The sequence below is a fragment of the Corynebacterium sp. HMSC035E02 genome (genome assembly GCF_001836065.1).
Lineage (GTDB): Bacteria > Actinomycetota > Actinomycetes > Mycobacteriales > Mycobacteriaceae > Corynebacterium > Corynebacterium hiratae.
Map to the genome: position 1 here is coordinate 97,369 of NZ_KV827376.1, position 26,585 is coordinate 123,953.

Here is a 26,585-nt window from a genome sequence, read left to right on the forward strand (position 1 = left end):
GCAACGCCGATGCTGGGCGGGCTGCTCAAAGTAGCCGCCTCAGATCCGAAACTCAAAGGTCTCGCTACTCAAGTGGGCACACCGTCGCTGCACATCACGGGCATCGACCAGGCCCGCCCCTGGGCCATTGGAACGCTGGCGCACCACGCGCCGGTGCTGGTGGTGACTGCCTCCGGGCGTGAGGCGGAGGACCTCACCGCGGAGCTGGCAGCCATGCTGGGGGATAAGGTCGTCTACTTCCCGGCATGGGAGACGTTGCCGCATGAGCGGCTGTCGCCGGCCCCGGATATCGTCGGCAAGCGCGCGCGTGTGCTCGACCTAGTGGGGACGGGCAAAGCCAAAGTGGTGGTGACCTCTGCCCGCGGGTATTGCCAGCCCATCCTGAGCGAGGTGGAGGGCCGCGAGCCCATCTTCCTCAAGGAAGAGGATGAGCACGAGCTCTCACATATCCTTTCGGAGCTGGAGTTTCGCGCCTACAAGCACGTGGATATGGTGGCCAAGCGCGGCGAGTACGCCACGCGCGGCGGCATCCTCGATGTTTTCCCCACCACCTCCGATTACCCGGTGCGCGTGGAGTTCTGGGGCGATGAGATTACGGATATCCGCCAGTTCTCCGTGGCCGATCAGCGCGCCATCCCGGAGATTGAGGTCGGCGAGGTCGCCATCTATCCCGCCCGCGAGCTGCCGATTACTAATGAGGTTGCCGCACGCGCCCGCGAACTGGCGCAGAAGTTCGGTGGCAACGCGGCGCTGGCAGAACTGCTGACCAAGGTAGGCGAGCACATCCCGGCCGACGGTATGGAGGCTTTGCTTGCCGTGCTAGCTGACGGCCCCTTTGTCACCCTCCCCGAACTCCTTGCGGCGGGGACGCACGTGGTGCTCGTGGCACCGGAAAAGATCCGCACGCGCATTGCGGACCTGGAATCCACCGATGCGGAGTTCTTGGCTGCTGGCTGGGAGGCCGCCGCGATGGGTGCGGATGGTCCGCTGGCTGCCGAGGGCTTGGATACCTCGGCGTCGAGTTACCGCTCCTATGAGTCGCTTGAGGCGACGTGCCGGAATATCGAGGCCCCGCTGTGGACTTTTGCCCCGCCGGGGATGTTTGCCGCCGCCGAATCGGAGACCCTGCCGCTCGACTTTGAACCCGGCCCCACCCCGCGCGGAGATATCCAAGAGATCGATGCCATGATGGCACAGCTTCTGGCGCACACCACCGCTGGTGGACGTGCCGCTTTCATTGCCCCTGCGCAGGGTGCGATCAAGCGTATGGTGGAGCGTTTCGCGGAGAAGGGCATCCCCACCAAGGTGGCCACACCTGGGTGGGAGCCGAGTCCCGGCGAGGTCACCCTCTACCAGGCCTTGTCCCATGCAGGTCTGGTGTTCCCGAAGGTGCGCAAGCTGAAGGATGCTGAAGCGCTGCCGCTCGTGGTTATTACGGAAACCGATCTGACGGGCAACCGCGTGGGTGATATTGCGGGCGCTAAACGTCGCCCAGCAAAGCGCCGCAACCGAGTGGATCCCCTCGCCCTGAAGCAGGGGGATTACGTGGTGCATGAAACCCATGGCATTGGCAAATTCCTCAAGATGGCCGAGCGCACTGTCCAATCCGGTGATGAGACCTCCCGCCGCGAGTACATAGTGTTGGAATATGCGGCATCCAAGCGCGGCCAGCCGGCCGACCAGCTGTGGGTGCCCATGGATTCGCTGGATTTGCTCAGCAAATACACCGGCGGTGAGGCGCCGACGCTGTCCAAGATGGGCGGCTCGGATTGGAAGAACACCAAGAAGAAGGCGCGCGCCGCGGTGCGCGAGATCGCCGGTGAGCTGGTGGAGCTTTATGCCAAGCGCCAAGCGGCCCCCGGCCACCAATTTGGGCCCGATACCCCGTGGCAGGCGGAGATGGAAGATAATTTCCCCTTCGTCGAGACCGAGGACCAGATGCTGGCCATCGATGCGGTCAAGGAAGATATGGAATCCACGGTGCCGATGGACCGCGTGGTCGTCGGTGATGTGGGCTATGGCAAGACCGAGGTGGCGGTGCGCGCGGCCTTCAAGGCTGTGCAGGACGGTAAGCAGGTGGCGGTTCTCGTGCCCACAACCCTGTTGGCGCAACAGCACGCCGATACCTTCCGCGAGCGCATGCAGGGCTTCCCGGTGGATATCGAGGTGCTCTCGCGCTTTACCTCGACCAAGGAATCCAAGGAGATTCTGGCCGGTTTGGCGGATGGTTCCGTAGACATCGTCATCGGCACGCACCGCCTGCTGCAAACGGGCGTGCAGTGGAAGAACTTGGGCCTCATCGTGGTGGATGAGGAGCAGCGCTTCGGCGTGGAACACAAGGAGCACATCAAGGCGCTCAAGGCCAGCGTGGACGTGCTCACCATGTCCGCGACGCCGATTCCGCGCACCTTGGAGATGTCCATGGCGGGCATCCGTGAAATGTCTACGATTTTGACGCCTCCGGAGGACCGTCACCCGGTCCTGACCTATGTGGGCGCGTATGAGGATAAGCAGGTGGCAGCGGCCATCCGCCGCGAGCTGCTTCGCGACGGCCAAGTCTTCTTCATCCATAACAAAGTCGCTGACATCGAGAAGAAAGCCCGCGAGCTGCGGGATCTGGTGCCGGAGGCGCGCATCGTCGTCGCGCACGGCCAGATGAACGAGGACGTGCTTGAACGCACCGTCCAAGGTTTCTGGGACCGCGAATTCGACGTGCTGGTATGTACCACCATCGTGGAGACCGGTCTGGATATTGCTAACGCGAATACCCTCATTGTGGAGAACGCCCACCACATGGGTCTGTCCCAGCTCCACCAGCTGCGCGGGCGCGTGGGCCGCTCCCGCGAGCGCGGCTACGCCTACTTCCTCTACCCGAAGGGCGCCACGCTGACGGAGACTTCCTATGACCGTCTGGCCACCATCGCCCAAAACAACGATCTGGGCGCGGGCATGGCCGTGGCCATGAAGGACCTTGAGATGCGCGGCGCGGGCAACGTCCTGGGTGCCGAGCAGTCCGGCCATATCGCCGGTGTGGGCTTCGATCTTTACGTGCGCCTCGTCGGTGAGGCGGTGGAGACTTTTAAGGCGCTCGCGCGCGGTGAGACCCCCGTGGTCACGGACGAAGGCCCGAAGGAAATCCGCATCGATCTTCCGGTGGATGCCCATATTCCGGAGTCCTATATCAACTCCGAGCGCTTGCGTTTGGAGGTCTACCGCAAGCTGGCGGCCTCCAAGGACAACGCGGACCTGGCTCATGTGGTGGAGGAAATGCAGGACCGCTACGGGCCCATTCCGGAGCCGGTCGAGCGCCTGCTCGCCGTGGCTCGCCTGCGCCACCAGGCCCGCCGGGCCGGGGTCAGCGATATCACGGTGCAGGGCACGCGCATCAAGGTCCACCCGGTGGAGCTGGCGGATTCGAAACAGGTACGCCTCAAGCGCCTTTACCCGGGCTCGAATTATCGTGCGGCGGCCAAGGCCATCCAGCTCAGCTTCCCCAAGGCAGGACGGAATGTCACAGACCCCAAGCTGCGTGACATTGAGCTGCTGCAATGGGTGGCGGATTTCCTAGCGTCGATGTTTGAACTCGAGCACGTTGACGTCAGTGGTGCTAAGACTAAGAAAAACGTCATTAGCGTAGGAGAGAAGTAATGGACGCCGCGAACAACCGCATTGGCTATCCTCGGGCGAATCAACGGATCGTCATGGTGGCGGTGTGGATGTTCGCGGCGTTGATCAGCATCCCCGTCTCGCTGGTCATAAAGTTCAGCGGCGAGAACGGCGGCTGGCTCACCTTCATGTTGATGATGTTTGGGGTAATCCTGGTTGGTGTCTGGGTGTTACTTGGGCTGCTGCCGCTCTTTATCCGCAGTGATTACGAGAGCAAGCTGGAGTGGGCGTGGGTGTCCATGGCCCTGGTGTTCATCGGCTTCATCCTGGGCAACGCCAACCTGCCGGATTTTGGAGACATCGGACCGGCCACCGTACCGACGTGGTGGTTTGGCAACGAGGAAGCGGCCACAATCACCGGCGGCATCCTCCTCGTTATCAGCGGCATCGGCCACGTGATGTGGCTCGCAAGCTGCATCACGTACGCGGTGCTCTCGCACCGCTCAGCACCTGAGGTGTTCTAGAGAACGAGGCGCCCAGTGCCCAAGCCCCACACCGCGGCGACAGCGCCGACAATCACCAGCGCCACAACGCACCATTCGAAGGTGTTAAACACGCGCTCCTTCTTGTGCAAGCGTGTGGCCACGTAAGGGATCATGCTCGGGACCACAGCCAGCGCGCCAAGCAGCACGTAGACCGGGTCGGCGGCGTAAATGAGCCAGACGGAATAAATGAAGGCGACGAGGCCGATGTAGAGGTGGCGGCGGTTCTCGCGGCGGCTCACCTCCGGGCCAGACAAGTCGAAGCGCACCCCGGCGTGCGGGTGGGTTAGCCCCTTGCCGCGCACCGCCAAGAGCACCAGGTACAGCGAGGAGAAGATGTAGGGCAGCAGGTACATGATGGTGGCCAGCTGCACCATCGCGTTATAGGACGTCTCGTTGAGGAAGAAGACGATGACGAAGAGCTGAATCGTCAGCGTGGAGATCAGCTGCGCAACCCAGGGCGCGCCGGCGATGTTCACAGTGCCGATCTTGCGGGGGAGAAGACCATCGACAGCCATCATGACGATAGGTTCCGCGCACAGCATCTGCCAGGACACATAGGCGCCAAGCACGGAAAGGCACAGGCCCAGGGAGATGAGCGCGCCGCCCCATTCGCCGACCGCGGCGGTGAGCACGGAGGCCATCGAGTTATCCGGAAGCGCTGCGAGCTCTTCCTGGGTAAGGACGCCGAAGCTCAGCGTGGACACGGACACCAGCAGCGCCAAGACGCTGATGAAGCCGATGACGGTGGCGCGGCCGACGTCGGCACGCGTGCGAGCCTGTTTGGAGTAGACCGAAGCGCCCTCCACGCCGATGAAGACCCACACGGTGAAGAGCATGATTCCCTGCACCTGCTCAAAGAGGGACTTATCAGAAGCCTTGCCCCAGATATCCAGGGTGAACTTGTCCCAGCTAAATCCCACGAAAGCGAGGATGACGATGAAGGCCAGGATGGGCACGATCTTGGCCACGGAGGTGACCATGTTCATGATGGCCGCCTGCTTAATACCGCGGGCCAGCACCGCAAAAATACCCCACGACAGCAAAGACACCGCAATGGCGGAAACCCAGCGGTGGTCGGCGTCAAAGAGGGGGACGTAGTGGCCGATGGTGTTGAAGAACAAGGTGGCGTAGCCCACCTGCGCCATCACGGAGCCGAGCCAGTAGCCCCAACCGGAGGTAAAACCGATGAAATCACCTAAGCCGGCGCGGACATAGGAGTACACACCGGAGTCGAGGTGCGGCTTGCGGTGCGCCAGGATTTGGAAGACGAAGGCGACGGAGAGCATGCCCACGCCGGCGATGAGCCAGCCGATGAGCATGGCGCCCGGGCCGGCGACGGAGGCGATGTTTTGCGGGAGAGAGAAGATACCCGCGCCCACCGTGGAACCGATGATGAGCGCGACAAGCGTCCACAGCGTCACGGAGTGCGTGCGCGGCGATTCGGTGAGATTGGAAGTGGTCATTGGTTAAAAATACCCCTTAAGGCGGGCTTTTGTGCAACTGCAGCGAAAGCTCATGGAACCCGGGACCTATACTCGTTGCTTATGACTGTCCTGTTGTTAGATCCGCGCTGGCCCACCCTAATCCCTCTAGAGGCCGTTGGAAAACTGCAGGGACCTGTTGTTTTTACCGATGAAGTACCGGTGAAGGTGCGGTGGAATTTCGACCAGCTCCTGTGCGGTGAGGATCCGGCAGGCCACGGTGTTGTGGTGAGCACAGATCCGTCCCACCCGCAGGTGCGCGCGCTTATCGACGCCCATGCGGAGCTCGTCCTAGCCCCCTCCCTGGAAGAGCCGATGTGGCAGGCGCGCGAGGTGATGACGCGGGCCCGGCGCATCGGGGAGTGGGAACGCGATCAAACTCATGAGAGCCTGCTGCCGTATCTGGAGGAAGAGTCCGCGGAGTTCGCCGAGGCGGTGCGGGAGCGCGCCTCTGACGCCGAGCTGCTCAAGGAACTCGGTGATGTTTTCTTACAAGTCCTTTTCCATGCCGAGATAGCGTCGCGCCGCGGAGCTTTTAGCCTCGATGACGTCGCCATGTCCTTCGTCAACAAAATGCGCTCCCGCGCGCCCTACCTTTTTGACGGCACGGAGGACGTCGTGGAGGTAGAGGAGCAGGAGCGCCTGTGGGCCGAAGGTAAGGCCCGAGAAAAGGACTAGCCCTTCTGAATGATGGAGGACAGCAGAGGAGCGTAGTCGGTGAGCGTGGAGGACAGGCCAGTGCCGCCGGTGACGATGGTGTCTTCCTTAACGATCTTGCACTCGAGGGCGCGGTCAGCGGTCTGGCCGGAGTACTTCACAGCGGCGAGGGCCAGCGGGCCGAGTTCCTCGGTGTTGCCCAGAGCCATGAGGTTCTTTGATAGCTGGTTGCGGGTGGTGTCCGGGCCGAGCAGCTCGCCCTCGGTCGCCTGATCCATCAGCGTCAGGGTGCTGCGGAGGGTGTTGCAGTCAGCATTCTGGATGCCCTGGGAAAGGAAGCCGCCCAACTCCTCGAGGGATGCGGCGGACGCGGTGGCGGGCACGACAGCACCCAGGGTGACAACAGCGGCAGCGGTGGCAGCGATACGGCGGATGAACATGGAACTCCTTGAGATTGAAGAAAGGGCGTTGAAAGAACGTGCAGGACCGGCGTAGGCGCGGCGGACCGTTCATCGGTGCAGTGTAGCGCACAATGTTACGCATGGGAATACTTTGACATAATTACTCAAAATATTTTTGCTTAGCTAGGTTCCTTTCGTCGCCAAGCGGCGCCCTCTGTGTCGGTCTAACCCACACGTGAAACCGTCTGTAGTATTCACCTTTATGACACAGGGGCTACGGAGGATTGGGGGCTGTGGCCTCGGCATTGTCTTGGCCATCATTCTGATCATTTCCCTGGTGGCGTGGAGTCTTTCCTTCCTTGATAAGCCTTCCCCGTTCCGGCAGCTGTCCCCCGTTCCGGAGGATCTTCCACCCGTCGGTGGGGCAGAGGTGCCCAATATTGATGTCGAAGCGCCAGGGCGCACCGCGGACAAGTTGACGTGGTGGTCTGATCAGCTTGCCGACGCCACCAGCATCCCCGCCCAAGCTTTGCGGGCCTATGGCAACGCCGAATTGATCGCGCGGCAGTCGTGGCCGAACTGCAATCTGCGCTGGAATACCCTCGCCGGGATTGGCTGGGTGGAAACCCGTCACGGGACCTATAACGGCAATATCTTCCACCGTTCTTCACTCGATGAGAACGGTCACCCCGAGCCGCCCATCGTGGGTATCCCTCTCGACGGTACGAACAACACCACCCACGTTCCGGACAGCGATGGCGGCGTGTTTGATGGCGATACTGAGTTTGATCGGGCGGTAGGCCCCATGCAATTCATCCCGTCTTCGTGGGAGCATTTTGGTCGCGACGCCAACGGTGATGGCGTAGCCGATCCAAATCAAATCGATGATGCCGCGCTGGGTGCTGCCGCCTTGTTGTGTTTCGGGGATAGGGACCTTTCGACGCCGGAAGGCTGGCGCTCAGCCATCCTCAATTACAACCAATCCGAGGATTACCTGCGTAAAGTGGCCGCTGCGGCGAATTCCTATGCCATTGAACAGCCTGCGACGTCCTAGCGCCTTTCTAGATCTTTATCACGTTGTCCGTTTCCGCCCGACACGTTCCGAAGTTTTCTGGAACAATTGGCTGCAGGTGGTTTGGGAGCCCCTCCCAGAACACGAACCCAAGATCAATTTGGCTCTATAGGAGTGAAAGCAGCATGGCTGACATCATCCACGTAATGGCACGCGAAATTCTTGATTCCCGCGGCAACCCCACCGTTGAGGCTGAAGTATTCCTCGACGATGGAGCACGCGGTGTGGCCGGCGTTCCGTCTGGCGCTTCCACCGGTGTTCACGAGGCTCACGAGTTGCGTGACGGGGGTGACCGCTACTTGGGCAAGGGTGTTCTCAAGGCAGTTGAAAACGTCAACGAAGAGATTGCTGATGAACTTGCCGGCTTTGAGGCCGATGACCAGCGCCTGATCGACCAGGCCCTCATCAAGCTGGACGGTACTGATAACAAGTCCCGCCTCGGCGCCAACGCCATCCTGGGCGTCTCCATTGCCGCTGCCAAGGCTGCTGCCGAGTCTGCTGGCCTGCCGCTCTACCGCTACGTCGGTGGCCCGAACGCTCACGTCCTGCCCGTTCCGATGATGAATATTCTCAACGGTGGCTCCCACGCTGATTCCGGCGTGGATGTCCAGGAGTTCATGATTGCTCCGATCGGCGCAGAGTCCTTCTCCGAGGCGCTGCGTCAGGGTACCGAGGTCTACCACGCCCTCAAGAACGTCATCAAGGACAAGGGCCTGTCCACCGGTCTGGGTGACGAGGGCGGCTTCGCTCCGTCCGTCGAGTCCACCAAGGCTGCACTCGACCTCATCGTTGACGCAATCAAGAAGGCCGGTCTGAAGCCGGGCGAGGACATCGCCCTGGCACTCGACGTTGCTTCTTCCGAGTTCTTTAAGGACGGCAAGTACCACTTCGAGGGCGGCGAGCACACCGCTGAGGAGATGGCTAAGGTTTACGAGGATCTCGTTGCCAACTACCCGATCGTCTCCATCGAGGACCCGCTGCAGGAAGATGACTGGGAGGGCTACACCAAGCTCACCGAAGCCATCGGTGACAAGGTCCAGATCGTGGGCGATGACTTCTTCGTCACCAACCCGGCCCGCCTCCAGGAGGGCATCGAGAAGAAGGCAGCCAACGCACTGCTGGTGAAGGTTAACCAGATCGGCACCCTGACCGAGACCTTCGACGCCGTCGAGCTGGCTCACCGCAACGGCTACCGCACCATGATGTCCCACCGTTCCGGCGAGACCGAGGACACCACCATTGCTGACCTCGCGGTTGCCCTCAACTGCGGCCAGATCAAGACCGGTGCCCCGGCACGTTCTGAGCGCGTGGCCAAGTACAACCAGCTGCTGCGCATCGAGCAGGAGCTCAGCGACGCAGCCGTCTACGCCGGCCGCTCCGCATTCCCGCGCTTCCAGGGCTAGTTTCTAGGAGTAGCCGGGAACCGGCCACTCGCTGAGATAGCGTCTAAGCGAAAGGTGTCACAGGAAACTGTGGCACCTTTTTTCGTCGGGGTGGCCTCCATAGCGCTGTGACGCATGTTATTTCTGAGACACGACGCGCGCCGCGCACCACCTGGGCTGTAGCGGGATACAATGACTTCCCGATGGCACGCACTACTTCTTCCCGCACGAAGCGCCGGAACACCGTTCCGGTCCACACGCGTGCCCGCGACGCGCAGCGCGCCAAGCCGAAGAAGAGCCCGGCCCAGCCTAAGGGGCTCGACATTCTGGGTGTGGGCGTCATTATCGCCGTCGTGCTCGTAGTCCTCTTATCCATTGCCGTTCCGCTGCGCAATTACTACCACGGCCAGTCGGAGATAGCGCGCCTGGAAAGCTCCATCGCCGCCAAGCAGGAGCAGAAGGAAAACCTCCTCACCGAGATTGATAAATACCGTTCGGAGGAATACGTCAAACAAGAAGCGCGCCGCCGCTTCGGTGTGATGGATGAAGGAGAAACCGCGTTCCGCATCATGGATCCGCGGATGGACTCAGGCGATACGGTGACCTCGGAACGCCGCGAGGACGTCGACGAGCGCGCGTGGTACACGGTGCTGTGGGATTCGGTGTCACAGGATGCTGAGACCCCACCGGACACTGAAACCCCACCGGAAGCGGAGAACCCGCCGGAAGACTTAGTCGAAGCTCCTGCTGAATAGGACGCACCCGCGCCTCCGTGTCACAATGGTTCCTATGACCGTGACCGATGCTGATATTGAAGTCGTCCGCGAACAATTGGGCCGCACCCCGCGCGGCGTCGTGGACATTGCTTACCGCACCCCCGACGGAGCTCCTGCTGTGATTAAGACGGCGCCTAAGCTTCCCGACGGCACTCCGTTTCCTACCCTCTATTACCTCACCGATCCGCGCCTGACCGCTGAGGCATCGCGCCTTGAAGTTGCCCACGTCATGAAATGGATGGAGCAGCGTCTCGCGGCGGATGAGGACTTGCAGAAGGACTACCAGGCAGCGCACGAACACTACCTGGAAACCCGCAATGCCATGGAGGACTTGGGCACTGATTTTTCCGGTGGCGGCATGCCTGAGCGCGTTAAGTGCCTCCACGTGCTTATTGCTTATGCCTTGGCAGAAGGCCCGGGCCGGGTCCGCTTTGGCACCGAGGCCGTCGCGATGGCTGCAGAACACGGTAAACTCCGGGGAAGCGCCATCCCGGAGGATTGGCCCACCGTGGGGGACCTGGGCATTGATATGACCCAGTTTGATTTTTCTAACGCCGGTTAAGAGAAAGGCTAGCCTTATGACTCGCGTCGCTGCTGTCGACTGCGGAACCAACTCCATCCGCCTGCTCATCAGTGAGATCCAAGAGGATGGCAAGATTCGGGATATCTCCCGCACGATGGAGATCGTCCGCCTCGGACAAGGCGTCGACGCCACCGGTGAATTCGAGCCAGAGGCACTCGCGCGGACTCGTGCAGCCCTCGAAGAATACGTCAAGCAGATGAAATTTGAGAAGGTTGAGCGCGTGCGGATGGTGGCAACCTCGGCAACGCGTGATGCCAAAAACCACCGCGAGTTCTTCGATATGACCGAGGAGCTTCTTGGTCAGGTCCAGCCGGGTGCCCGCGCGGAGATCATTTCCGGGGAGGAGGAAGCACTGCTGTCCTTCACCGGTGCGGTGGGGGACCTGCGCTCTGAGAAGGGGCCCTACTGCGTCATCGACTTGGGCGGCGGTTCGACGGAGTTCGTCGTCGGGACAATCGACGGCGAGATTCTCGGCTCCCACTCTGCGCAGATGGGGTGCGTGCGACTCACTGAGCGCATGATGCGCAACGATCCGCCTACCGAAGCAGAGATTGAGATCGCTACTGATTACGTCGCTGAACGCATGGCTGAAGTGGAAAAGATCGTGCCCATCGACAAAGCCCAAACCTTTGTCGGCTGCGCCGGTACCTTCACGACGCTCTCGGCGCTGGCTCAGGGCATGGAACGCTACGATGCTGACTCCATCCACGGATCCGAGCTGCGCTTCGACGCTCTGCGGGTACTCACCCGGCAGATGATCGGTTTGTCCTCGGACGTGAGGGCCCTCAACCCCGTCATCCACCCGGGCCGCGCCGATGTCATCGGCGGCGGCTGCGTGGCCGTGGAGGGCATCATGACGATGATTGAGCGCAACAGTGATGCTCGTTCCTTCTTCATCAGTGAGAAGGACATCCTCGATGGCATCATTAGCGGCCTTGTCGCAAACTAAGCGAACTAGGCCGGTACCGTCCCGCGGACCGGCACAGTTCTACGGTTGCCGACCCTATTTTCGGCATGTGTCCACCCGTGCCCTAAGATAAGTGGGCACGGTTTGGCCCCCATAGCCCAATCGGCAGAGGCAGTCGACTTAAAATCGATTCAGTGTGGGTTCGAGTCCCACTGGGGGCACCATGACCAGCGGAAATGCTGGAAAAATTGGAGCAAAAAGCGAAAACCCTCTAAAAACCCTCTAAAAAATCGCTAGACAACACAGTTTTGCTGGAACTGTGTCTCTGACTCACAAGCCCCTAGCGGTACCGCCCCTGCATTCGGGCCGTGCTTTCAGCGTCGGGATCGGTTGTTGTGATGCGGGGTTTGTCTACTGATAGATGGAGCCGTCTGGGTCGGCAGCTCGGACTATATCTTCTACTGCGGAGCACAGGTCTGGGTCATCAATGTATCCGTCTTGGCAGCCGTGGTAAGTCTGGATTTCGCCCGAGGTTGGGTTACGGGCGCCATTATCTGCAGTGCCGTATCCACATGTTGCCGCCGGGCCGACGCATTCCTCAGTTTCTTCTAGTCCGGCCTGGCCCTCATTTTCGAGGTACTGCTCGCCGCCTCGGGTGTCGAAACACCATTGAGAGTAAGAGACTGTGCCATCTGACCATCGTGCTGGGCCAGGGGTGCCCTCAAGGCATTCCACGACGGTGGGTTCCGCGGGTACTTGTTCTACTGCTACAGGAGCGTCGGATGCGGGAAGTTCTGGGTCAGGTTGTGCCTCTTCCACGTGGGACTCTGGTTCCGTGGATGTGGAGGCGTCTGCGGGGGAGGTACTGGACGGGCTTGTGCTTGGTGGCGCCTCGTCGGGCCCAGTTTCGTTGTTGCTAGTACTCGTTGGGCTTGGTTCAGGTGCGGGCCCGGTGCTGCAACTGCCGAGGGCAAAAGCAATAGCAGCAACCGCAAGGCTAAATTTCTTCATGCTGCTTGCCGCCTTCCATTGAAGTGATAGTGAATGAAAAGAACCCTAGCCTCTTCGTAGCGTCCTTGGACGAGGAGCGGGGAGAAGACCTCACAGTCCTTAGCCAAGGACACAGTGTGCTACCGCAGTGCAGCGGTGCTTCCCGACGTTTCGTTGGCACGTGTGGACAATTTTGCGAATTTTGGGATTTTTGGGAACTTCCTAGCAATGGGGCACGTTGATCCCAGTGAAATGACAAACACGGCACCCCCTCCGGGGCTGCTTTTAGAGAAAGACTGTGAAAGGAATCGGGATTCGCGTGCGTTCTAGTAACCCCGTGATGAGTTCCCTCTCGTCCAGCCAAAGCCAGACCCAGGGTAATCCCTACGGGCAGAGTGACAATCCATTCAGCCAAGAAAACCGCAGCGCTGATCGTCCGCTGACGGTTGATGATGTCGTGACCAAGACTGGCATCACCTTGGGCGTCATTATCGTTATGGCCGTACTCAACTTCGCTATTGGTGAGTTGATCAACCCGGGCATCTCAATGATTCTTACCTTGGTTGGTGCGCTGGGCGGTTTCGTTACTGTTCTGGTCTCAACGTTTGGTAAGAAGTTCGGATCTGCTGCGGTGACGTTGATCTACGCAGTGTTTGAAGGCCTTTTCGTGGGCGGATTCTCGCTCATGTTTGCCGGCGTATCCTTCGGTAACTCCGATGGTATGGCGCTTATCGGCCAGGCCATCATGGGCACCGTTGGCGTATTTATCGGCATGCTGATGGTCTACAAGACCGGTGCAGTCAAGGTCACCCCGAAGTTCAACAAGATCATGTTCGGCCTCATCGCCGGCGTGGCTGTGATGGCGCTGGGCAACTTGCTGGGTGCCATCTTCTTCGGCTTTAACCCGCTGCGTGATGGCGGCATGCTCGCCATCATCTTCTCCCTCGTCTGCATCGTGCTGGCGTCCCTGTCCTTCATGACGGACTTCGATCAGGCTGACCGTCTCATCCGCCAGGGCGCTCCGGCTCAGTATGCTTGGGGCATCGCTCTCGGCTTGGCTGTGACCCTGGTCTGGCTCTACACCGAGATTCTCCGTCTGCTGAGCTACTTCAGGGACTAGCCTCGGCACCGCCTTTAAGAACCGGCGGCCGGCACCCACAACGACTTCTGGGTGCCGGCCGCCGGTTTTCTATGTCCAGTTCGCTTGCAACTACAACCCCCGTGGGGAAGCAAGGCGCTCAGTGCTGCGCGATAGGTGGCGATGTCCTAGGCATGAGAAGAGTGCCTTCCCCATTGTTAGTACACGTGTGCCAGGGGTCTTGCGATTATTTGTGTGCCTCAATTGGCAATTTCTCACCTTGCCAGGCGGGGCGCGAAGAGAAAGAAACAAGCCTTGCAAAAAGTGCAAATCGGCGAGAAGATGCCGTTGTCTTGGGAGAAATGTTCGATCACCCAAGTCGGAAAAACGGATGGAGAATCCCGTCCACGGTGTTCCGGAGTGAACTTTGGCAGCAGTACGGCGTGTGGCCTGGATTCACTTTCTACGACTGGTTGCCACCCTTCTCCATGGAAGTTATACAAGGTCATAGGTGGTTTTATGGACACTTGCGTGGATGAATCTGGTACTTACTTCCGAAACGCGTGATGGGGTCGTGCCTGCAGGGTGAAAAACGACAATCGAATGTTAACAGTGTTGTAATTAGGGGGCACCTGCATGGTCATAATCGGCAGCGCAGGCACAAGAGTCTCACGGCGCGCACCCACAATTCTTACAGGCGACGACCAGCACCTATTTATGAACCTTTTATTACTCGCATCTAATACATCATTATTTGCAACCCATTGAAAATGGGCTATGTGGGGTTGGCGCGACATATTGCGCATTCTCGTGCATTCTGGTCGCAGAAGCCGTTCGCTGAGCTTGGCTCTGGCGAGAGGCTTCTGATAGTCAGAAAAGTTGGTTGAAGGGAAACCATGAAGCGAATCGGGGGCCTTGCGTTGGTGGCGGTTTGTATAGGGGTGCTTTCAAACTGCGCAGCTCCGCTGGGCCTTAGTGCTCGCGACAATGGTAATAACTCGGGGGGCTTTAGCAACTTTTCTGGCGACATGTCCGGCGGTGGCTCAGTGGACTCGGGGGTCGCTGAAGCCACCGCCACGAAGGTGCGAGAGTCTCAAGCTTCAAGCAGTGAGTCTCGTGCGGGCGGTGGGGTACTACCGCCACTTGGTGAATTTGATCGTACGGAGCCTGGCTTCCAGGTGTTTGATCCATGTACCGCGGAGGCTCAATCTGCTTTTAGAAATTTGGGACTACTTTTCACGGGTGAAATCAATCGGGAGACTGGTTTTCGATCTTGTCGTTTTGAGGCCCTGGAACGTGATGGAAGCAAAGCCAGTGTGAGCATAGAATCTAGGGATTACTCGGTTACTGAGATTCGATCCGCTTTTCCTAATGGAACCGAGGCTGAGCTAGGAGGCGGAGAAGTAATCTACTTGGTTGAAGAATCGCTTATCGCGAATGCAACGTGTACGGGGTATGTGGAGACAGTCGAAGGTTCAATCTCATTATCTTGGACTAATTTGTCTAGCGCTAATTCGATAAAGGGCAACTGTAAAAACGTTGAAAGGGTAATACGCGCCGTCATCTAATTAGATGGGGGCTCGGGGGTGAATGATGATTATTAATCAAGGAAATTTAAATCAACAAGTTGAAGCAATCCATAACTTTGATCGAAATCTGTCTCTTGCTAAGGAGCGGGCACATAGCCCCCTTGACGGAGGATTCTCTCCAGTTACTGGCTTAAGCGAAGTCGGCGCAATCCACCAACGCGTGCTGGCAACCGACCCGGGGTCGGCGCGTAATTCCTTGGAGGGGTTTAGGGGACAGGTTTCTTGGCTCGGGGAGGCGCTCCAGACCGAGCTTGCCGGCTTCGAATCACAGGATGAACTCAACAGCAGAGGGCTGGATGTCGCAGACGCCGGTGGCGGGGGCGCGGCGGAGGCGATGCCGATCGTGTCGCAACCAGATCCGGGATACAGCCCATTTGGGTTTACGGTTCCGATCGTTGACACCGGTGCATCAATCATGGGCCTGGCATCCAACTTGTTCAGCACCCGTTTCTGGGATGTCTCGGAAGCGAATGCGCGGTGGGGAGCCTTGAGCGGAGAAGTCGCCGATATCGTTGCGGGGCTGGAGAACTCGGCCGCGTCCTTGGAGGCGGAGAATGATAGCGAAGCCACCACGCGAGCGGCCCAGAAGATTCGTGAAGTTGCGAAGGCGGGCACACACTTCATTGCCAATGCGGACGTGATGCAACAAAAGCTGTTCGGCTTCCAAGCGCAGCTGATGAATGTGCAGCCAGAGGCAATCGCCTTGGCCTTCGAGGTAGCAGCAATTCCAGATCCCGTTGCACGCGAGGCCGCAGAACAGGCAGCGTTGGGATATATGCAGGGCGTGCTTCAACAGCAGGTTATTGCCGCCATGCCCTATCAGCACGCGCTCATGGATGCGGCACCACCCAGCGGTGGTGGGGATGTCAGTACCCAATTCGGCGCGGTCGCAGGTGATGGATCCCGCTACACTACGGAAGGCGTTGCCTGGCCGCAGCAGATTGCTGAGGCGATGGAAAGCGGCGCCGTCGGGCCAGGTTCCTTCGGCGTTGCAGACGGTGAAATCCAGGGGCTTGAAAGCGTTGGAATGGATGCTGGTGACATCGCGAAGTTTCATAGCGCATTGCATGATCGTGGACGCACGATCCTCAGCGAGTTGGGTTTCGGAGATTCGTTGGCACCCGTTAGTGCGGCGGACGTGAACACGTCGGCCGCGAGCGCAGGCGTAGGAACACTGAACCCGTCTCATGCTGGTATTCCGGGGACGTCGGCAACTCAGATTGGCGCGCCGAACATTGGTGCTGGTTTGAGCGGGCTAGGAGGTCTGGGCAGCGGTGTCGGTGGGCAGGGGCTTGGCGCCGTTGGCTTGGCGAATGCCCGCGGCAACGCGCTGCCTGGGGGCGTTGCTGGACTCGGCGGCCGAGGGCTGGGCCGATTACCGGAGATGTCGGCGAATCCGACGACCGCAGCGGCGGGGCTGGGCGGCTTCGGTACTGCGCCCAGCGGACCGCAGACGGGTACGCACCCGGTTATCGGTGGCCTTCCCGGGGCCGTAGCGGGGAGTGGACTGCAGAGGGACGGAAGGGCGTCGCTAAGCGCAGGCAGTATGGCCGGAGGCGGAGTGATCGGTGGCGCTGGTGGAGTTGGCGGCGTTGGCGCCGGCAGCGCCGGTGGTATTGGTAACGCTGGCGGTACAAATAGTGTCGTAGGTGCCGCTGGGGGAGCAGGCGCCGCGAAGGCTAGCGGCGGTCAAACCCGCGGCGCGGGTATGCGGATGATGCCCATGGTGGGCGGAGCAGCCCGCGGCGGTGAAAGCGAAAAGAGGATCAAATCCGTCACCACGCAGGTTGAACGCGATCCGAACCGCCGAGATCTCCTCGGTGAAGCGCCCGCGGTGCTGCCCGGAGTCATCGGCGAGTGGGCCCGGGAAGAAAACTAGGGGACTGCGGGTGAGGGATTTTCTCATAACCTCATAACGCGAAAAGCGGCGCCCGAATAACGGGACGCCGCTTTCGCTTTAAGCTGACGGTGAGCCTACTGCTGAACCGGAGCAGTGGTGTACTCGGCCGGAGCAACCTCAGTCTCAGCCGTGGCTTCAGTCTCAGCCGTTGCTGCGGTGGACTCGGATGCACCAGCACCCGGGGCCTCACCGGTGAAGGTGGCACCGGTGTCGACCTTCTCAGTGGAATCCTGCTCGCTCGGCGGGTGGCAAGCAGCCAGGGTGAGTCCAGCGGAGACAACCAGACCAGCGGCAGCGAAACGAGTGAACTTCTTCATGTGATAAAACTCTTTCTCAGAAAAACGATGACCTAAGAGCAGTATAAATTAGGACTTGCGCGGAGTTGCGGCCTTTGCGGAATCATAAGGTGCCGCGGAGACCACGGTCACCGACAAGGTCTTGCCGTTCGGCGCGGTGTACTCGCGGGTTTCGCCCTCAGCAGCACCCAGGAGGGCAGCACCCAGCGGGGACTGCTCGGAGTAGGTCTCCAGATCCTTGTTATCGGAGGCCGCAGCGCGGGTACCGATAAGGAAGGTCTCGCGGTCTTCCTTGTCACCGTTGTAGTAGACGTGGACGACAGAACCGATGTGGGCGACGCCTTCCTGGACGGCGGTGCGCTCGGTGGTGGAGTTAGCCAGAACCTCGGAGATCTGCTTGATGCGGGCCTCTTCCTGGTCCTGCATTTCGCGGGCGGCGTCGTAACCCGCGTTCTCCTTTAGGTCACCCTCCTCGCGGCGCTCATTAATCTCCGCGGCGACGACCGGGCGGTGGTCGATGAGGGCCTGCAGCTCGGCCTCGAGCTTGGCCTTGGTTTCCGGGGTGATGTACTGCTTCTGCTGCTCAGCCATAGTGCAACCTTCCGTTGACGGTTCCTGATGAACGGTTTTATTTGTTAAAGACTGGGCCTAAAAGCGCAGGTGGCGCGGCCCATTCAGAACGCTCAACATACTAGCATAGCTGGGCTTTTACTCGGCGTTTGCCTCACCCGCAGAATCCATGGTGCTGATATCGAGGTAGGAGGGGATATTTCCGGAGCAGCCGTAGACGCCACCGGCGACGGCAGGGTGATTGGTAGGGATGTCCACGGCGACGCGCTGGGCGGCTTCGCCGCCAGCCGGCACGGCAATTTCGCGGCGGCCCACCTCTGCCTTGGAATAGTCAAAAGCCTGCACGATGCAATAGGCAGGCTCCTCCACGCGGTTGCGGGTGATGTCTACCCACACGCGGGCGGTATCGTCGGAAAGAATCTCGTGGGTGACATAGGAGATGTCCGCGTTAATTTTCTGTTGGCTGCGCACGTACTGCACGCCAAAGACGACGGCCGCCACCAGCATGCCCAGGAAAATCAGGACTAGGGCCCGATTGGTCCAGGATTTCCCCGTGTGAGCAGAGGAGGACGAGGAACCGTAGCGAGACCGTGAGCGTGCGGAGCGAGAAGCAGGTTGGGCGTCAGACATGAGTCTGATTCTATCCAACGGTCGCTACGAAGTTACTATCCACTAGACTGGGCCTCTGTTTAAAGAAGCGATGTAGGGAGATGTATCACCCAGTGAGTACAAAGCGCCTTTTGGCTATTCACGCGCACCCCGACGATGAATCCTCGAAGGGTGCTGCAACGACCGCGAAGTATGCCGCGGAGGGAGCGGAAGTCCTCGTCGTGACCTGCACCGGCGGTGAGCGGGGGGATATCATCAACCCAGCCATGGACCGCCCCGGCGTCCTCGAGAACATGGGCAGTATTCGTCGTGAAGAAATGGCGAAGGCCGCCGCCGCCTTGGGAGTACAGCACCGGTGGCTCGGGCACGTGGACTCAGGCCTTCCGGGTGATCCGCTGGCCCCCAATATCAAGGACCTGCTGCCTGAGGGCTGCTTTGCTCTCAAAGAAGATGATGATGTGGCCCAAGAACTCGTGGAGATCATTCGGGAGTTCCGCCCCCAGGTCATCATTACTTATGACGAAAACGGCGGCTACCCGCACCCGGATCACCTCATGGTCTACCGTGCTTCTATGTTGGCGTGGGAGAAGGCGGGCGATGCCGCCTACCACCCAGAATTGGGAGAGCCGTGGGAGCCGCAGAAGCTCTACTACACGCACGGTTTCGTGTACCAGAGGATGAAGATCTTTCACGACCTCCTAGTAGAAGAGGGAAAGATTAGCCCCTATGAGCCGATGCTGGCGCGCTGGGACACCGCTTTTGGTGACATCATGGCGCGCGTGACCACGCAGGTAGAGTGCGCGGATTACTTCCAAAACCGGGAGGACGCCCTGCGCGCGCACGCCACCCAAATCGATCCGGCTGGTGCTTTCCTCGCTACGCCCGTCGCCGTGCAGCAGGAGCATTGGCCAACGGAGGAGTTCGAGTTGGCCAAGACCCGTGTCTCGTCCTCACTGCCAGAGGACGACCTATTTGCGGGAATCCCGGAAGTAGGGGAATCTTAAAGTATGAACGCTTTGTACTTCGCGGCGCATGACGTCGCCCTGCTCGCCCAAGGGAGCCAAAGCGGCCCGGTGGGACCGGAGTTCGGTAAGGCCTCGCCCATTGGTTTGCTGATCCTCGTTCTCATGGGAGTGGCCGTCCTTTTTGCAGGCTGGAACTTTCACCGCCGCTATTCGCGCTTCCGCCGCCGCACCATGTTCGCGCAGGATCATGGCATCGATCCTTTTGATGATGAGGCGGTCGATGCGGCAATGAAGGAAGCCGGCATCCTCGATAACAGCAAGAAGTCCATCTTTTAACGCAGAGGACGTTTCTCCACCGTGAAGTTCCTAAGCCAGCTCCTATACCCCCTGTATGAGGCGCGCCTAACGCGTGAGATTAAAAACAAACCGCAACCACGCCACGTGGCAATCATGGCGGATGGCAATCGCCGCTGGGCGCGCGAGGCGGGCTTTACGGATATCAGCCACGGCCACCGGCAAGGCGCGCGGAAGATCAGTGAGATGATTTCGTGGTGCCAAGGCACCGACATCGAAGTCGTCACTATCTACTTGCTGTCGACGGAAAACTTGAAGCGCAGCGAGCAAGAAGTGCAATTGCTCTTCGACATCATTTCGGATGTCGTCACGCACCTCTCCCAGGGTGACTTGGATTGTCAGATCCGCCTGGTCGGGCACTTAGATCTGCTCCCCGAACAGGTCACAGCCAAGATGCAGAGTGCGGCTGAGGCTACCGAGGATCACCAAGGTGTCATCGTCAATATTGCGGTGGGCTACGGCGGGCGCCAAGAAATTGTGGATGCCGTACAGAACTTGATCCGTAGTGAAGCACGCAAGGGGCTGAGCGCTGAGGAGATCGCGGAGAACGTCACTGCGGAGGCCATCACGGGCAACCTCTACACCAAAGGGTTGCCGGATCCCGACCTCGTCATCCGCACCTCCGGTGAACAGCGGCTGTCCGGGTTCCTTCTGTGGCAGGCAGCCTATTCCGAGATTTGGTTCACGGATACCTACTGGCCAGCATTTCGCCGGGTGGATTTCCTGCGTGCCTTGCGCGACTATTCTCAGCGCTCGCGCCGCTTTGGGCGCTAGCCGGGTGACGCCGCCTAGAGCTTGCGCATCCTGACCTGTTCCACCAAATGGTGTGATCCTTTGCGCAGGACCAGGGAAGCGCGCACCCGGGTGGGCAAAATATTCTCAATGAGGTTGGGCAGGTTGATGGACTGCCAGATCTCACGTGCCTGCGCGTAGGCTTCCTCATCCGTCATGTCCGCGAAGGAAGCGAAGTGCGCGCCCGGCTCGCGGAAGGCAGTGTGCCGGAGCTTGAGGAAGCGGTCGATGTACCACTTCTCAATGTCGTCCACGCGGGCATCGACGTAGACAGAGAAGTCAAAGAGATCCGACACCATGAGGGTTGGCCCGGTCTGCAGGACGTTGAGGCCTTCCAGGATGAGGATGTCCGGTTGCCGGACCTCTTGGAATTCATCGGGGACGATGTCATAGGACACGTGCGAATACAGCGGTGCGGTAACCAGTGGTTTGCCGGATTTAACGTCGGTAACAAATCGCATGAGCGCGCGGCGGTCATAAGACTCCGGATAGCCCTTGCGCTGCATTAGCCCGTGCTCTTTGAGGTAGGCGGTGGGGTAGAGGAAACCATCGGTGGTGACGAGGTCGACCTTCGGGTGGGAATCCCAGCGTTCCAAGAGCACTTGGAGCAAGCGCGCCGTCGTCGATTTACCCACGGCGACGGAGCCGGCGACGCCGATGACGAAAGGCACGTGCGTCGGTGGGTTACCCAAAAAGGCCTCGGTGGCGGCGGTGAGTTTCTGGCGGGCCTCCACCTGCATGTGAATGAGACGGGATAGCGGCAGATAGACTTCCGCCACCTCGGTGAGATCGATGCGGTCACCAATACCACGGAGTTTTTCCACCTCGGTGGCCGTCAACACCTGTGGCATGGATTTACGCAGGGCACGCCACGTATCGCGGTCAAAATCGAGGTACGGGCTCGCATCGGTCATTCGCGCCATGCCGACTATTGTCGCACTGCATCCGGCGCCTCGTGCAATTGCCCCGAATGAAAAGATTCTTAGAGGCCCCCGCGCGGGGGATAGGGGCGTTAGGATGTAGAACTAGCTTCGGCGATTTCTAAAGCCGGTGGTGTTGTGCTGCGAGCGGGCGCCGCTGGTTATCTTGACCATCTGTAGGAAGGGACACCACGCTTTCATGACGACTACGAACAATTCAGACGTGCGCTACCAGGAGATGCGCGATCTTGACCCCGAGGTCTTCGATGCTATTTCTGGTGAGATCGCTCGTCAGCGCGATACCCTCGAGATGATTGCTTCGGAGAACTTCGTCCCCCGCGCCGTTCTGCAGGCGCAGGGTTCTGTTCTCACCAACAAGTACGCAGAGGGCTACCCGGGGCGCCGCTACTACGGCGGCTGCGAGCACGTTGATGTCGTGGAGGACCTGGCTCGCGATCGTGCCAAGGCGCTTTTCGACGCCGAATTTGCCAACGTCCAGCCGCACTCCGGTGCTCAGGCCAACGCTGCGGTACTGGCGTCGCTGATCCAGCCGGGTGACAAGATCATGGGCCTGTCCTTGGCGCATGGCGGCCACCTGACCCACGGTATGAAGCTGAACTTCTCCGGCAAGCTTTACGACGTTGCCGCGTATGAGGTTGACCCGGAGACCATGCGCCTCGACATGGACAAGGTCCGCGAGCAGGCTCTGGCTGAGAAGCCGCAGGTGATCATTGCTGGTTGGTCCGCCTACCCGCGCACCATCGACTTTGAGGCCTTCCGCTCCATCGCCGATGAGGTCGGCGCCTACCTGTGGACGGACATGGCTCACTTCGCGGGCCTCGTGGCCGCCGGTCTGCACCCCTCCCCGGTGCCGCACTCCGATGTTGTGTCCTCCACCGTGCACAAGACGCTTGGTGGCCCGCGCTCCGGAATTATCTTGGCCAAGCAGGACTTTGCCAAGAAGATCAATTCCAACGTCTTCCCGGGCCAGCAGGGTGGTCCGCTCATGCACGTCATCGCGGCGAAGGCTATTGCTCTCAAGATTGCGGCCACCGAGGAGTTCAAGGAGCGCCAGGAGCGCACCCTGGAGGGCGCTCGCATTCTGGCTGAGCGTCTGACCGCTGAGGATTGCACCAAGGCGGGCGTCGACGTCCTCACCGGCGGCACCGACGTGCACCTCGTCCTAGCGGACCTGCGCAACTCCGAGCTCGATGGCCAGCAGGCAGAGGACCTCCTCCACGAGGTGGGCATCACCGTGAACCGCAACGCGGTTCCGAACGATCCGCGCCCGCCGATGGTCACCTCCGGCCTGCGCATTGGCACCCCGGCCCTGGCCACCCGCGGTCTTGACACGGCGGCCTTCACCGAGGTGGCGGATGTCATCGGTACCGCGCTGGCAAATGGCAAGAACGCGGACGTCGCCAAGCTGCGCGCCCGCGTGGAGAAGGTCGCCGCGGACTTCCCGCTCTACGACGGCCTTGAGGACTGGAAGCTGGTCTAAGCTTCCTTGCGCTCCTCAGCGTGAGCTTTCCGGGCGGCCTCGAGCCACTCGGGCATTGCGCTGAGGAGCTCTTTGATTTCTGCGGTGGTCAGAGGGCGGTCCATCTCGTTCTTCTTCAGCGCGGTCACGGAAATGCCCAATTTCTGTGCCACCACCGGGCGCGGGTGCGGGCCCTCGCGGCGTAGGGTGGCCAGCCACTCCGGTGGGTTCTCCTGCAAGTCGCGCAATTGCGCGTGCGTTACTGCATTGGCTTGAAACTCCTCCGGGGCGGCCGGCAGGTAGATGCCCAGCTTTTTAGCTGCGGTTTGCGCGCGCATGGCGGTACCGGAAGGCTGCTGGGTTTCGTTGGCTGGGGTTTCATTATTCGGGGTATCAGTCACGCTCACCACGCTAGCAGCACCGTAGTATGAGGTGCATGCTCCGCCTTGTCTTTTGCACTGGTACAGAACCCGGTAAATGGTTTCGCCGCTACCGTGACTCGCATTCTCTCGAGTCCCTGGTGACCGCCGACGCCGATGATGCGATGGCGGCTCTTCTTGCCCAGGAAGCTGACCTTGCTCTGACCCGCCTGCCAGATCCGCGGGTCGATGACAGCTTTCATGTGGTTCGGCTGTACGAGGAAGCGCCTGGGATCGCAGTTCCGAAGGATTCCGTGTACGCCGAGGTAGGGGAGGACATTACATCGGAGGATGTAGCCGAAGAGATCGTGAATTACCGGATTGCGCAGGATGGCAGCGTCGACGTCCCTGCCCTGCGTACCGCTCTCCAAGTTGTGGCAGCCAACGTGGGCGTGGCCATCGCACCTCGACCTCTGCTGAAGGTGCTCAGCAAGAAGCAAGTAGTGGCTCTAGGTCTGGAGGATCCCACTGTTGCGCGCACGGAGATCGCTTTGGTGTGGCGCCGAGCAGACGATGGTGACGAGATTCAGGATTTCGTCGGCGTGGCGAAGGGAAGGACGCGGAATTCTTCCCGCAATGTTGCTGAGAAGCGCAGTGCCCGTGACAAAGCAAAGGCTAAACAAGCACGCAGAAAGTCGCAAGGAAAGTCTCACAAGGACTCGATTTCCAAACCGTTATCGAAAAGATATAGGGGGTCTCAGCAGCGGAAACGTAGATAAGGAAGGCTCTTTGTTGTCAAATCATAGGTGCATCGGTGGCGGGGCGGCCGCGGCCGAGCCTACGGTGGACTTTGTTCTCAACAAAAGTACTTAGAACAGTGCTCAACAAAAGAGAAAGGTTTAGATAATGAAGAAGATGACTCGTCGTTTCGCTGCTGGTATCGCCGCTGCGACCCTTTCCCTGGGTGTCGTTGCCTGCTCCGATGCTGAGGACGCCGCTAAGGATGCTGGCGACGCTGCACAGTCCGCCGCGTCCGACGCTACCGATGCTGCCGGTTCCGCTGCTAATGAGGCTAAGGACTCCATGAAGGACTCCGAGTCCGCTGAGGCTTCCGATTCCGAGGGCGCTGACTCCTCTGAGGCGGAGTCTTCCGATTCGGGTTCCGCTGATTCTGAGGGTGCCAAGGGCGATAAGGAGAGCGTCTCCACCGCTAACGGCGAAGTAGAGGTCCCTGCCGACTTTGCACAGGCCATCAAGGACAAGGCCGCCGAGTGGGGCGATCCGGAGTCCATCGAGTCCACCGATGCCGGTAGCGTTGCTACCTTCGCCAAGGACAAGCTGCTGGCATTCAGCGAGGACGATGGCTCCCAGCCGATCATCGGCAAGATCGCTGAGACCTGGACCGAGGAAGGCGGCTTGGACAGCAAGGTTGGTCTGCCGACCGCCCCGGAGAAGGCCGAGGGCAACGGCTGGGTACAGGAATTCGCCAACGGCACCATTTCCTGGATGCAGGGTGAGTCCGGCGAGTACGAGGCCACCATTAACTAAGAGGGCTCACAATAGAGCCAGCTTTCTAAGAAATGCTCCGCACTGTAAAACCAGTGCGGAGCATTTCTTTGTGGTTTGTGAGGGAGCGAGCCGACTGGTGGGGATGGTGTGGCTCTGGGGATTGTCGTTTTAATACTGTTCATCTTGCACCCATGTAATTTCAACCTTTGCTCTCTAGCGTGGACGGTGTTCGGAGGTTCACAGGAACGTCCGGACAGTTCGAAAAACCACCAGCTTCACCATGCCCACCCAGGTCGTTGAGTTGGGGCGGGCATAACAAGGGAGAACCCTGCCGCTATGACCAATCCTTCCGTCCTGACCGAGCAGCCGCACGAGGCCGCTGTGGTTACCAAGACCTATGTCATCGATACCTCCGTCCTTCTCTCCGACCCTTGGGCGTTGCGTAAATTCGCAGAGCACGATGTGGTGCTGCCCATCGTCGTTATCTCTGAGTTGGAAGGAAAACGTCATCACCCGGAGCTTGGCTGGTTCGCCCGCCAAGCTCTTCGCTTTTTGGAGGACCTCCGCGCTACCTATGAGGCGCTGGATCAGCCTCTTCCCGTCAACGCCGCGGGCGGAACGCTGCGCGTGGAACTCAACCACCAGGATCAGTCCTTGTTGCCGGCGGCCTTCCGCGGGCCGGAGGGAGACCACCGAATCCTGGCCTGCGCGCTCAACCTGCAGCACGAGGGCAAGGACACCGTCCTGGTGACCAAGGATGTTCCGCTGCGCGTTAAGGCGGGCGCCGTGGGCCTGCAGGCAGATGAGTACCACGCGCAGGACGTTGTGCTCACGGGATACACCGGTATGGCTACGGTGCAGACCACCGCGGAGGTCATCGATGAGCTCTATGGGGAAGGCGAGGTGCTTATCGACGGCTCAGTGACCACCGCCGGCACCCGCGTCGAGGACCTTCCGGTGCACTGTGGCGTGACGCTGCAGGCAGGCGGGCAGTCAGCGCTGGGCCGCATGACGGCCGAAGGCGCAGTGCGCTTGGTACGCGGTGATGCGAATGTCTTTGGTCTCCAGGGGCGCTCGGCTGAGCAGCGGGTAGCTTTGGACCTGTTACTGGATCCTTCCGTGGGTATCATGTCCATTGGAGGCCGTGCAGGTACCGGTAAGTCTGCACTGGCCTTGTGTGCCGGTCTAGAAGCTGTGCTGGAGCGTGGCGAACACCGCCGTATCGTGGTCTTCCGCCCGATGTATGCGGTGGGTGGGCAGTCCCTGGGATACCTGCCTGGCTCCGAGAGTGAGAAGATGAACCCGTGGGCGCAGGCGGTCTACGACACGTTGGAGGGTCTCGTATCGGAAAACGTCATGGATGAAGTCCAAGACCGAGGCCTCTTGGAAGTTCTCCCGCTGACCCACATCCGCGGCCGCAGCCTGCACGATTCCTTCGTGATCGTCGATGAGGCCCAGTCGTTGGAGCGCAACGTGCTGCTGACTGTCTTGTCCCGTTTGGGCCGCGGATCGCGCGTGGTGCTGACCCATGACGTGGCGCAGCGAGACAACCTGCGCGTGGGCCGGCACGACGGTGTGCAGGCAGTCATTGAAAAGCTCAAAGGGCATGAGCTCTTCGCTCACATCACGTTGCAGCGCTCTGAGCGCTCTGCCATTGCGGAACTTGTCACCGATTTGCTGGAAGGTGAGAACTAACTCGTTCGCGAATGGCGATCTTGTAGGGGTCTGCTTGGCATTGGTCGTGCGTGCTCAGTAATAATTGTT

At 60.1% G+C, this 26,585-nt stretch carries 26 protein-coding genes and 1 tRNA gene; 19 read left to right on the top strand and 8 right to left on the bottom strand.

Going from position 1 to position 26,585, the window contains the following annotated elements; all coding sequences use genetic code 11:
• Positions 1-9 precede the first annotated feature (9 nt).
• Positions 10-3,648: a transcription-repair coupling factor gene (mfd, locus tag HMPREF2635_RS11680; protein WP_070821830.1), complete on the top strand. Its 3,639-nt coding sequence runs from the start codon at positions 10-12 to the stop codon at positions 3,646-3,648.
• Complete coding sequence (locus tag HMPREF2635_RS11685; RefSeq protein ID WP_070821807.1) at positions 3,648-4,130, top strand: hypothetical protein; 483 nt, start codon at positions 3,648-3,650, stop codon at positions 4,128-4,130. Before mfd ends, HMPREF2635_RS11685 begins: the two co-directional genes overlap by 1 nt.
• Here HMPREF2635_RS11685 and HMPREF2635_RS11690 read toward each other — a convergent pair.
• Entirely contained in the window at positions 4,127-5,614 is a 1,488-nt protein-coding gene (locus tag HMPREF2635_RS11690; protein WP_049155530.1) for an amino acid permease, read from the bottom strand. The genes HMPREF2635_RS11685 and HMPREF2635_RS11690 overlap by 4 nt on opposite strands.
• An 81-nt stretch (positions 5,615-5,695) precedes the next feature.
• Here HMPREF2635_RS11690 and HMPREF2635_RS11695 point away from each other — a divergent pair, with 81 nt between their 5' ends.
• Complete coding sequence (locus HMPREF2635_RS11695; RefSeq protein ID WP_070821808.1) at positions 5,696-6,310, top strand: MazG nucleotide pyrophosphohydrolase domain-containing protein; 615 nt, start codon at positions 5,696-5,698, stop codon at positions 6,308-6,310.
• On the opposite strand, the gene HMPREF2635_RS11700 is transcribed toward HMPREF2635_RS11695, so the two are convergent.
• Complete coding sequence (locus HMPREF2635_RS11700; RefSeq protein ID WP_070517578.1) at positions 6,307-6,729, bottom strand: hypothetical protein; 423 nt, start codon at positions 6,727-6,729, stop codon at positions 6,307-6,309. The two genes, HMPREF2635_RS11695 and HMPREF2635_RS11700, sit on opposite strands and share 4 nt — an antisense overlap.
• 223 nt (positions 6,730-6,952) lie before the next feature.
• On the opposite strand from HMPREF2635_RS11700, the gene HMPREF2635_RS11705 reads away from it, so the two are divergent.
• The 6 genes from HMPREF2635_RS11705 to HMPREF2635_RS11730 all read left to right on the top strand — a co-directional run bounded on the left by HMPREF2635_RS11705 (position 6,953) and on the right by HMPREF2635_RS11730 (position 11,634).
• Positions 6,953-7,744, top strand: a complete 792-nt coding sequence (locus tag HMPREF2635_RS11705; protein ID WP_049155526.1) for a lytic transglycosylase domain-containing protein — start codon at positions 6,953-6,955, stop codon at positions 7,742-7,744.
• A 143-nt stretch (positions 7,745-7,887) separates the two neighbouring features.
• A complete protein-coding gene (gene eno, locus HMPREF2635_RS11710; protein ID WP_070821809.1) occupies positions 7,888-9,165 on the top strand; it encodes a phosphopyruvate hydratase in 1,278 nt (425 codons plus the stop codon).
• Positions 9,166-9,347: 182 nt separating this feature from the next.
• Complete coding sequence (locus tag HMPREF2635_RS11715) at positions 9,348-9,899, top strand: septum formation initiator family protein (protein ID WP_070821810.1); 552 nt, start codon at positions 9,348-9,350, stop codon at positions 9,897-9,899.
• A gap of 34 nt (positions 9,900-9,933) precedes the next feature.
• Positions 9,934-10,482, top strand: a complete 549-nt coding sequence (locus HMPREF2635_RS11720) for a DUF501 domain-containing protein (RefSeq protein ID WP_070546154.1) — start codon at positions 9,934-9,936, stop codon at positions 10,480-10,482.
• A 16-nt stretch (positions 10,483-10,498) separates the two neighbouring features.
• Complete coding sequence (locus tag HMPREF2635_RS11725) at positions 10,499-11,452, top strand: Ppx/GppA phosphatase family protein (protein ID WP_070510312.1); 954 nt, start codon at positions 10,499-10,501, stop codon at positions 11,450-11,452.
• Positions 11,453-11,557: 105 nt separating this feature from the next.
• A tRNA-Leu gene (locus tag HMPREF2635_RS11730) sits at positions 11,558-11,634 on the top strand.
• 187 nt (positions 11,635-11,821) lie between these two features.
• Here the strand turns inward: HMPREF2635_RS11730 and HMPREF2635_RS13350 are convergent.
• Entirely contained in the window at positions 11,822-12,229 is a 408-nt protein-coding gene (locus HMPREF2635_RS13350) for a hypothetical protein (RefSeq protein WP_141756271.1), read from the bottom strand.
• 490 nt (positions 12,230-12,719) lie between these two features.
• Here HMPREF2635_RS13350 and HMPREF2635_RS11735 point away from each other — a divergent pair, with 490 nt between their 5' ends.
• The 3 genes from HMPREF2635_RS11735 (at position 12,720) to HMPREF2635_RS11740 (ending at position 16,946) form a co-directional block, all read left to right on the top strand.
• A complete protein-coding gene (locus HMPREF2635_RS11735) occupies positions 12,720-13,520 on the top strand; it encodes a Bax inhibitor-1/YccA family protein (RefSeq protein WP_046648326.1) in 801 nt (266 codons plus the stop codon).
• 986 nt (positions 13,521-14,506) lie between these two features.
• Positions 14,507-15,046: a DUF3558 family protein gene (locus tag HMPREF2635_RS13900; RefSeq protein WP_371326327.1), complete on the top strand. Its 540-nt coding sequence runs from the start codon at positions 14,507-14,509 to the stop codon at positions 15,044-15,046.
• A 181-nt stretch (positions 15,047-15,227) separates the two neighbouring features.
• On the top strand, positions 15,228-16,946 hold the full coding sequence (locus HMPREF2635_RS11740; protein ID WP_246824889.1) for a hypothetical protein: 1,719 nt from the start codon (positions 15,228-15,230) through the stop codon (positions 16,944-16,946).
• Positions 16,947-17,041: 95 nt separating this feature from the next.
• On the opposite strand, the gene HMPREF2635_RS11745 is transcribed toward HMPREF2635_RS11740, so the two are convergent.
• From HMPREF2635_RS11745 to HMPREF2635_RS11755, 3 genes are all read right to left on the bottom strand, one after another.
• Positions 17,042-17,284 (bottom strand): hypothetical protein, encoded by a 243-nt coding sequence (locus tag HMPREF2635_RS11745; protein WP_046648328.1) that lies wholly within the window; start codon positions 17,282-17,284, stop codon positions 17,042-17,044.
• Between the two features lie 48 nt (positions 17,285-17,332).
• Positions 17,333-17,854 carry a transcription elongation factor GreA gene (gene greA / locus HMPREF2635_RS11750; RefSeq protein ID WP_046648329.1) on the bottom strand — a complete coding sequence of 174 codons (522 nt, stop codon included), beginning with the start codon at positions 17,852-17,854 and terminating at the stop codon, positions 17,333-17,335.
• 117 nt (positions 17,855-17,971) lie between these two features.
• Positions 17,972-18,463: a DUF4307 domain-containing protein gene (locus tag HMPREF2635_RS11755; protein ID WP_070517585.1), complete on the bottom strand. Its 492-nt coding sequence runs from the start codon at positions 18,461-18,463 to the stop codon at positions 17,972-17,974.
• A 92-nt stretch (positions 18,464-18,555) separates the two neighbouring features.
• Between HMPREF2635_RS11755 and mca the strand changes: the two genes are divergently transcribed.
• The 3 genes from mca to HMPREF2635_RS11770 are packed head-to-tail and all read left to right on the top strand — an operon-like array spanning position 18,556 to position 20,535.
• Positions 18,556-19,446, top strand: a complete 891-nt coding sequence (mca, locus tag HMPREF2635_RS11760; RefSeq protein ID WP_070821832.1) for a mycothiol conjugate amidase Mca — start codon at positions 18,556-18,558, stop codon at positions 19,444-19,446.
• 3 nt (positions 19,447-19,449) lie between these two features.
• A complete protein-coding gene (locus tag HMPREF2635_RS11765) occupies positions 19,450-19,743 on the top strand; it encodes a hypothetical protein (protein ID WP_046648331.1) in 294 nt (97 codons plus the stop codon).
• A gap of 21 nt (positions 19,744-19,764) precedes the next feature.
• A complete protein-coding gene (locus tag HMPREF2635_RS11770; RefSeq protein ID WP_046648332.1) occupies positions 19,765-20,535 on the top strand; it encodes an isoprenyl transferase in 771 nt (256 codons plus the stop codon).
• Positions 20,536-20,549: 14 nt separating this feature from the next.
• Here HMPREF2635_RS11770 and coaA read toward each other — a convergent pair whose 3' ends face one another.
• Positions 20,550-21,476, bottom strand: a complete 927-nt coding sequence (coaA, locus tag HMPREF2635_RS11775; protein ID WP_046648333.1) for a type I pantothenate kinase — start codon at positions 21,474-21,476, stop codon at positions 20,550-20,552.
• 196 nt (positions 21,477-21,672) lie between these two features.
• Here coaA and glyA point away from each other — a divergent pair, with 196 nt between their 5' ends.
• A complete protein-coding gene (glyA, locus tag HMPREF2635_RS11780) occupies positions 21,673-22,974 on the top strand; it encodes a serine hydroxymethyltransferase (protein ID WP_049155515.1) in 1,302 nt (433 codons plus the stop codon).
• Here the strand turns inward: glyA and HMPREF2635_RS11785 are convergent.
• The gene (locus HMPREF2635_RS11785) at positions 22,971-23,291 is read right to left on the bottom strand and encodes a DUF5997 family protein (RefSeq protein WP_083299207.1); all 321 of its coding nucleotides are present in this window, start codon (positions 23,289-23,291) and stop codon (positions 22,971-22,973) included. The two genes, glyA and HMPREF2635_RS11785, sit on opposite strands and share 4 nt — an antisense overlap.
• A 98-nt stretch (positions 23,292-23,389) precedes the next feature.
• Here HMPREF2635_RS11785 and HMPREF2635_RS11790 point away from each other — a divergent pair, with 98 nt between their 5' ends.
• From HMPREF2635_RS11790 to HMPREF2635_RS11800, 3 genes are all read left to right on the top strand, one after another.
• Positions 23,390-24,091: a LysR family transcriptional regulator substrate-binding protein gene (locus HMPREF2635_RS11790; protein ID WP_070510302.1), complete on the top strand. Its 702-nt coding sequence runs from the start codon at positions 23,390-23,392 to the stop codon at positions 24,089-24,091.
• Positions 24,092-24,218: 127 nt separating this feature from the next.
• Entirely contained in the window at positions 24,219-24,860 is a 642-nt protein-coding gene (locus HMPREF2635_RS11795; RefSeq protein ID WP_070821811.1) for an LGFP repeat-containing protein, read from the top strand.
• Between the two features lie 297 nt (positions 24,861-25,157).
• Positions 25,158-26,516, top strand: a complete 1,359-nt coding sequence (locus HMPREF2635_RS11800) for a PhoH family protein (RefSeq protein ID WP_046648336.1) — start codon at positions 25,158-25,160, stop codon at positions 26,514-26,516.
• Positions 26,517-26,585 lie beyond the last annotated feature (69 nt).

Excerpts from the sequence above, each read along its gene's own strand:
- HMPREF2635_RS13900 (WP_371326327.1), top strand. The coding sequence starts at position 14,507 with ATGTCCGGCGGTGGCTCAGTGGACTCGGGGGTCGCTGAAGCCACCGCC.
- HMPREF2635_RS11720 (WP_070546154.1), top strand. The coding sequence starts at position 9,934 with ATGACCGTGACCGATGCTGATATTGAAGTCGTCCGCGAACAATTGGGC.
- HMPREF2635_RS11725 (WP_070510312.1), top strand. The coding sequence starts at position 10,499 with ATGACTCGCGTCGCTGCTGTCGACTGCGGAACCAACTCCATCCGCCTG.
- HMPREF2635_RS11785 (WP_083299207.1), bottom strand. The coding sequence starts at position 23,291 with ATGCGCGCGCAAACCGCAGCTAAAAAGCTGGGCATCTACCTGCCGGCC.
- mfd (WP_070821830.1), top strand. The coding sequence starts at position 10 with ATGCTGGGCGGGCTGCTCAAAGTAGCCGCCTCAGATCCGAAACTCAAA.
- HMPREF2635_RS11690 (WP_049155530.1), bottom strand. The coding sequence starts at position 5,614 with ATGACCACTTCCAATCTCACCGAATCGCCGCGCACGCACTCCGTGACG.
- HMPREF2635_RS11745 (WP_046648328.1), bottom strand. The coding sequence starts at position 17,284 with ATGAAGAAGTTCACTCGTTTCGCTGCCGCTGGTCTGGTTGTCTCCGCT.
- HMPREF2635_RS11700 (WP_070517578.1), bottom strand. The coding sequence starts at position 6,729 with ATGTTCATCCGCCGTATCGCTGCCACCGCTGCCGCTGTTGTCACCCTG.
- HMPREF2635_RS11705 (WP_049155526.1), top strand. The coding sequence starts at position 6,953 with ATGACACAGGGGCTACGGAGGATTGGGGGCTGTGGCCTCGGCATTGTC.
- HMPREF2635_RS11795 (WP_070821811.1), top strand. The coding sequence starts at position 24,219 with ATGAAGAAGATGACTCGTCGTTTCGCTGCTGGTATCGCCGCTGCGACC.
- HMPREF2635_RS11685 (WP_070821807.1), top strand. The coding sequence starts at position 3,648 with ATGGACGCCGCGAACAACCGCATTGGCTATCCTCGGGCGAATCAACGG.
- HMPREF2635_RS11765 (WP_046648331.1), top strand. The coding sequence starts at position 19,450 with ATGAACGCTTTGTACTTCGCGGCGCATGACGTCGCCCTGCTCGCCCAA.
- eno (WP_070821809.1), top strand. The coding sequence starts at position 7,888 with ATGGCTGACATCATCCACGTAATGGCACGCGAAATTCTTGATTCCCGC.
- HMPREF2635_RS11790 (WP_070510302.1), top strand. The coding sequence starts at position 23,390 with ATGCTCCGCCTTGTCTTTTGCACTGGTACAGAACCCGGTAAATGGTTT.
- HMPREF2635_RS11800 (WP_046648336.1), top strand. The coding sequence starts at position 25,158 with ATGACCAATCCTTCCGTCCTGACCGAGCAGCCGCACGAGGCCGCTGTG.
- coaA (WP_046648333.1), bottom strand. The coding sequence starts at position 21,476 with ATGGCGCGAATGACCGATGCGAGCCCGTACCTCGATTTTGACCGCGAT.
- HMPREF2635_RS11695 (WP_070821808.1), top strand. The coding sequence starts at position 5,696 with ATGACTGTCCTGTTGTTAGATCCGCGCTGGCCCACCCTAATCCCTCTA.
- greA (WP_046648329.1), bottom strand. The coding sequence starts at position 17,854 with ATGGCTGAGCAGCAGAAGCAGTACATCACCCCGGAAACCAAGGCCAAG.
- HMPREF2635_RS11715 (WP_070821810.1), top strand. The coding sequence starts at position 9,348 with ATGGCACGCACTACTTCTTCCCGCACGAAGCGCCGGAACACCGTTCCG.
- HMPREF2635_RS11755 (WP_070517585.1), bottom strand. The coding sequence starts at position 18,463 with ATGTCTGACGCCCAACCTGCTTCTCGCTCCGCACGCTCACGGTCTCGC.
- glyA (WP_049155515.1), top strand. The coding sequence starts at position 21,673 with ATGACGACTACGAACAATTCAGACGTGCGCTACCAGGAGATGCGCGAT.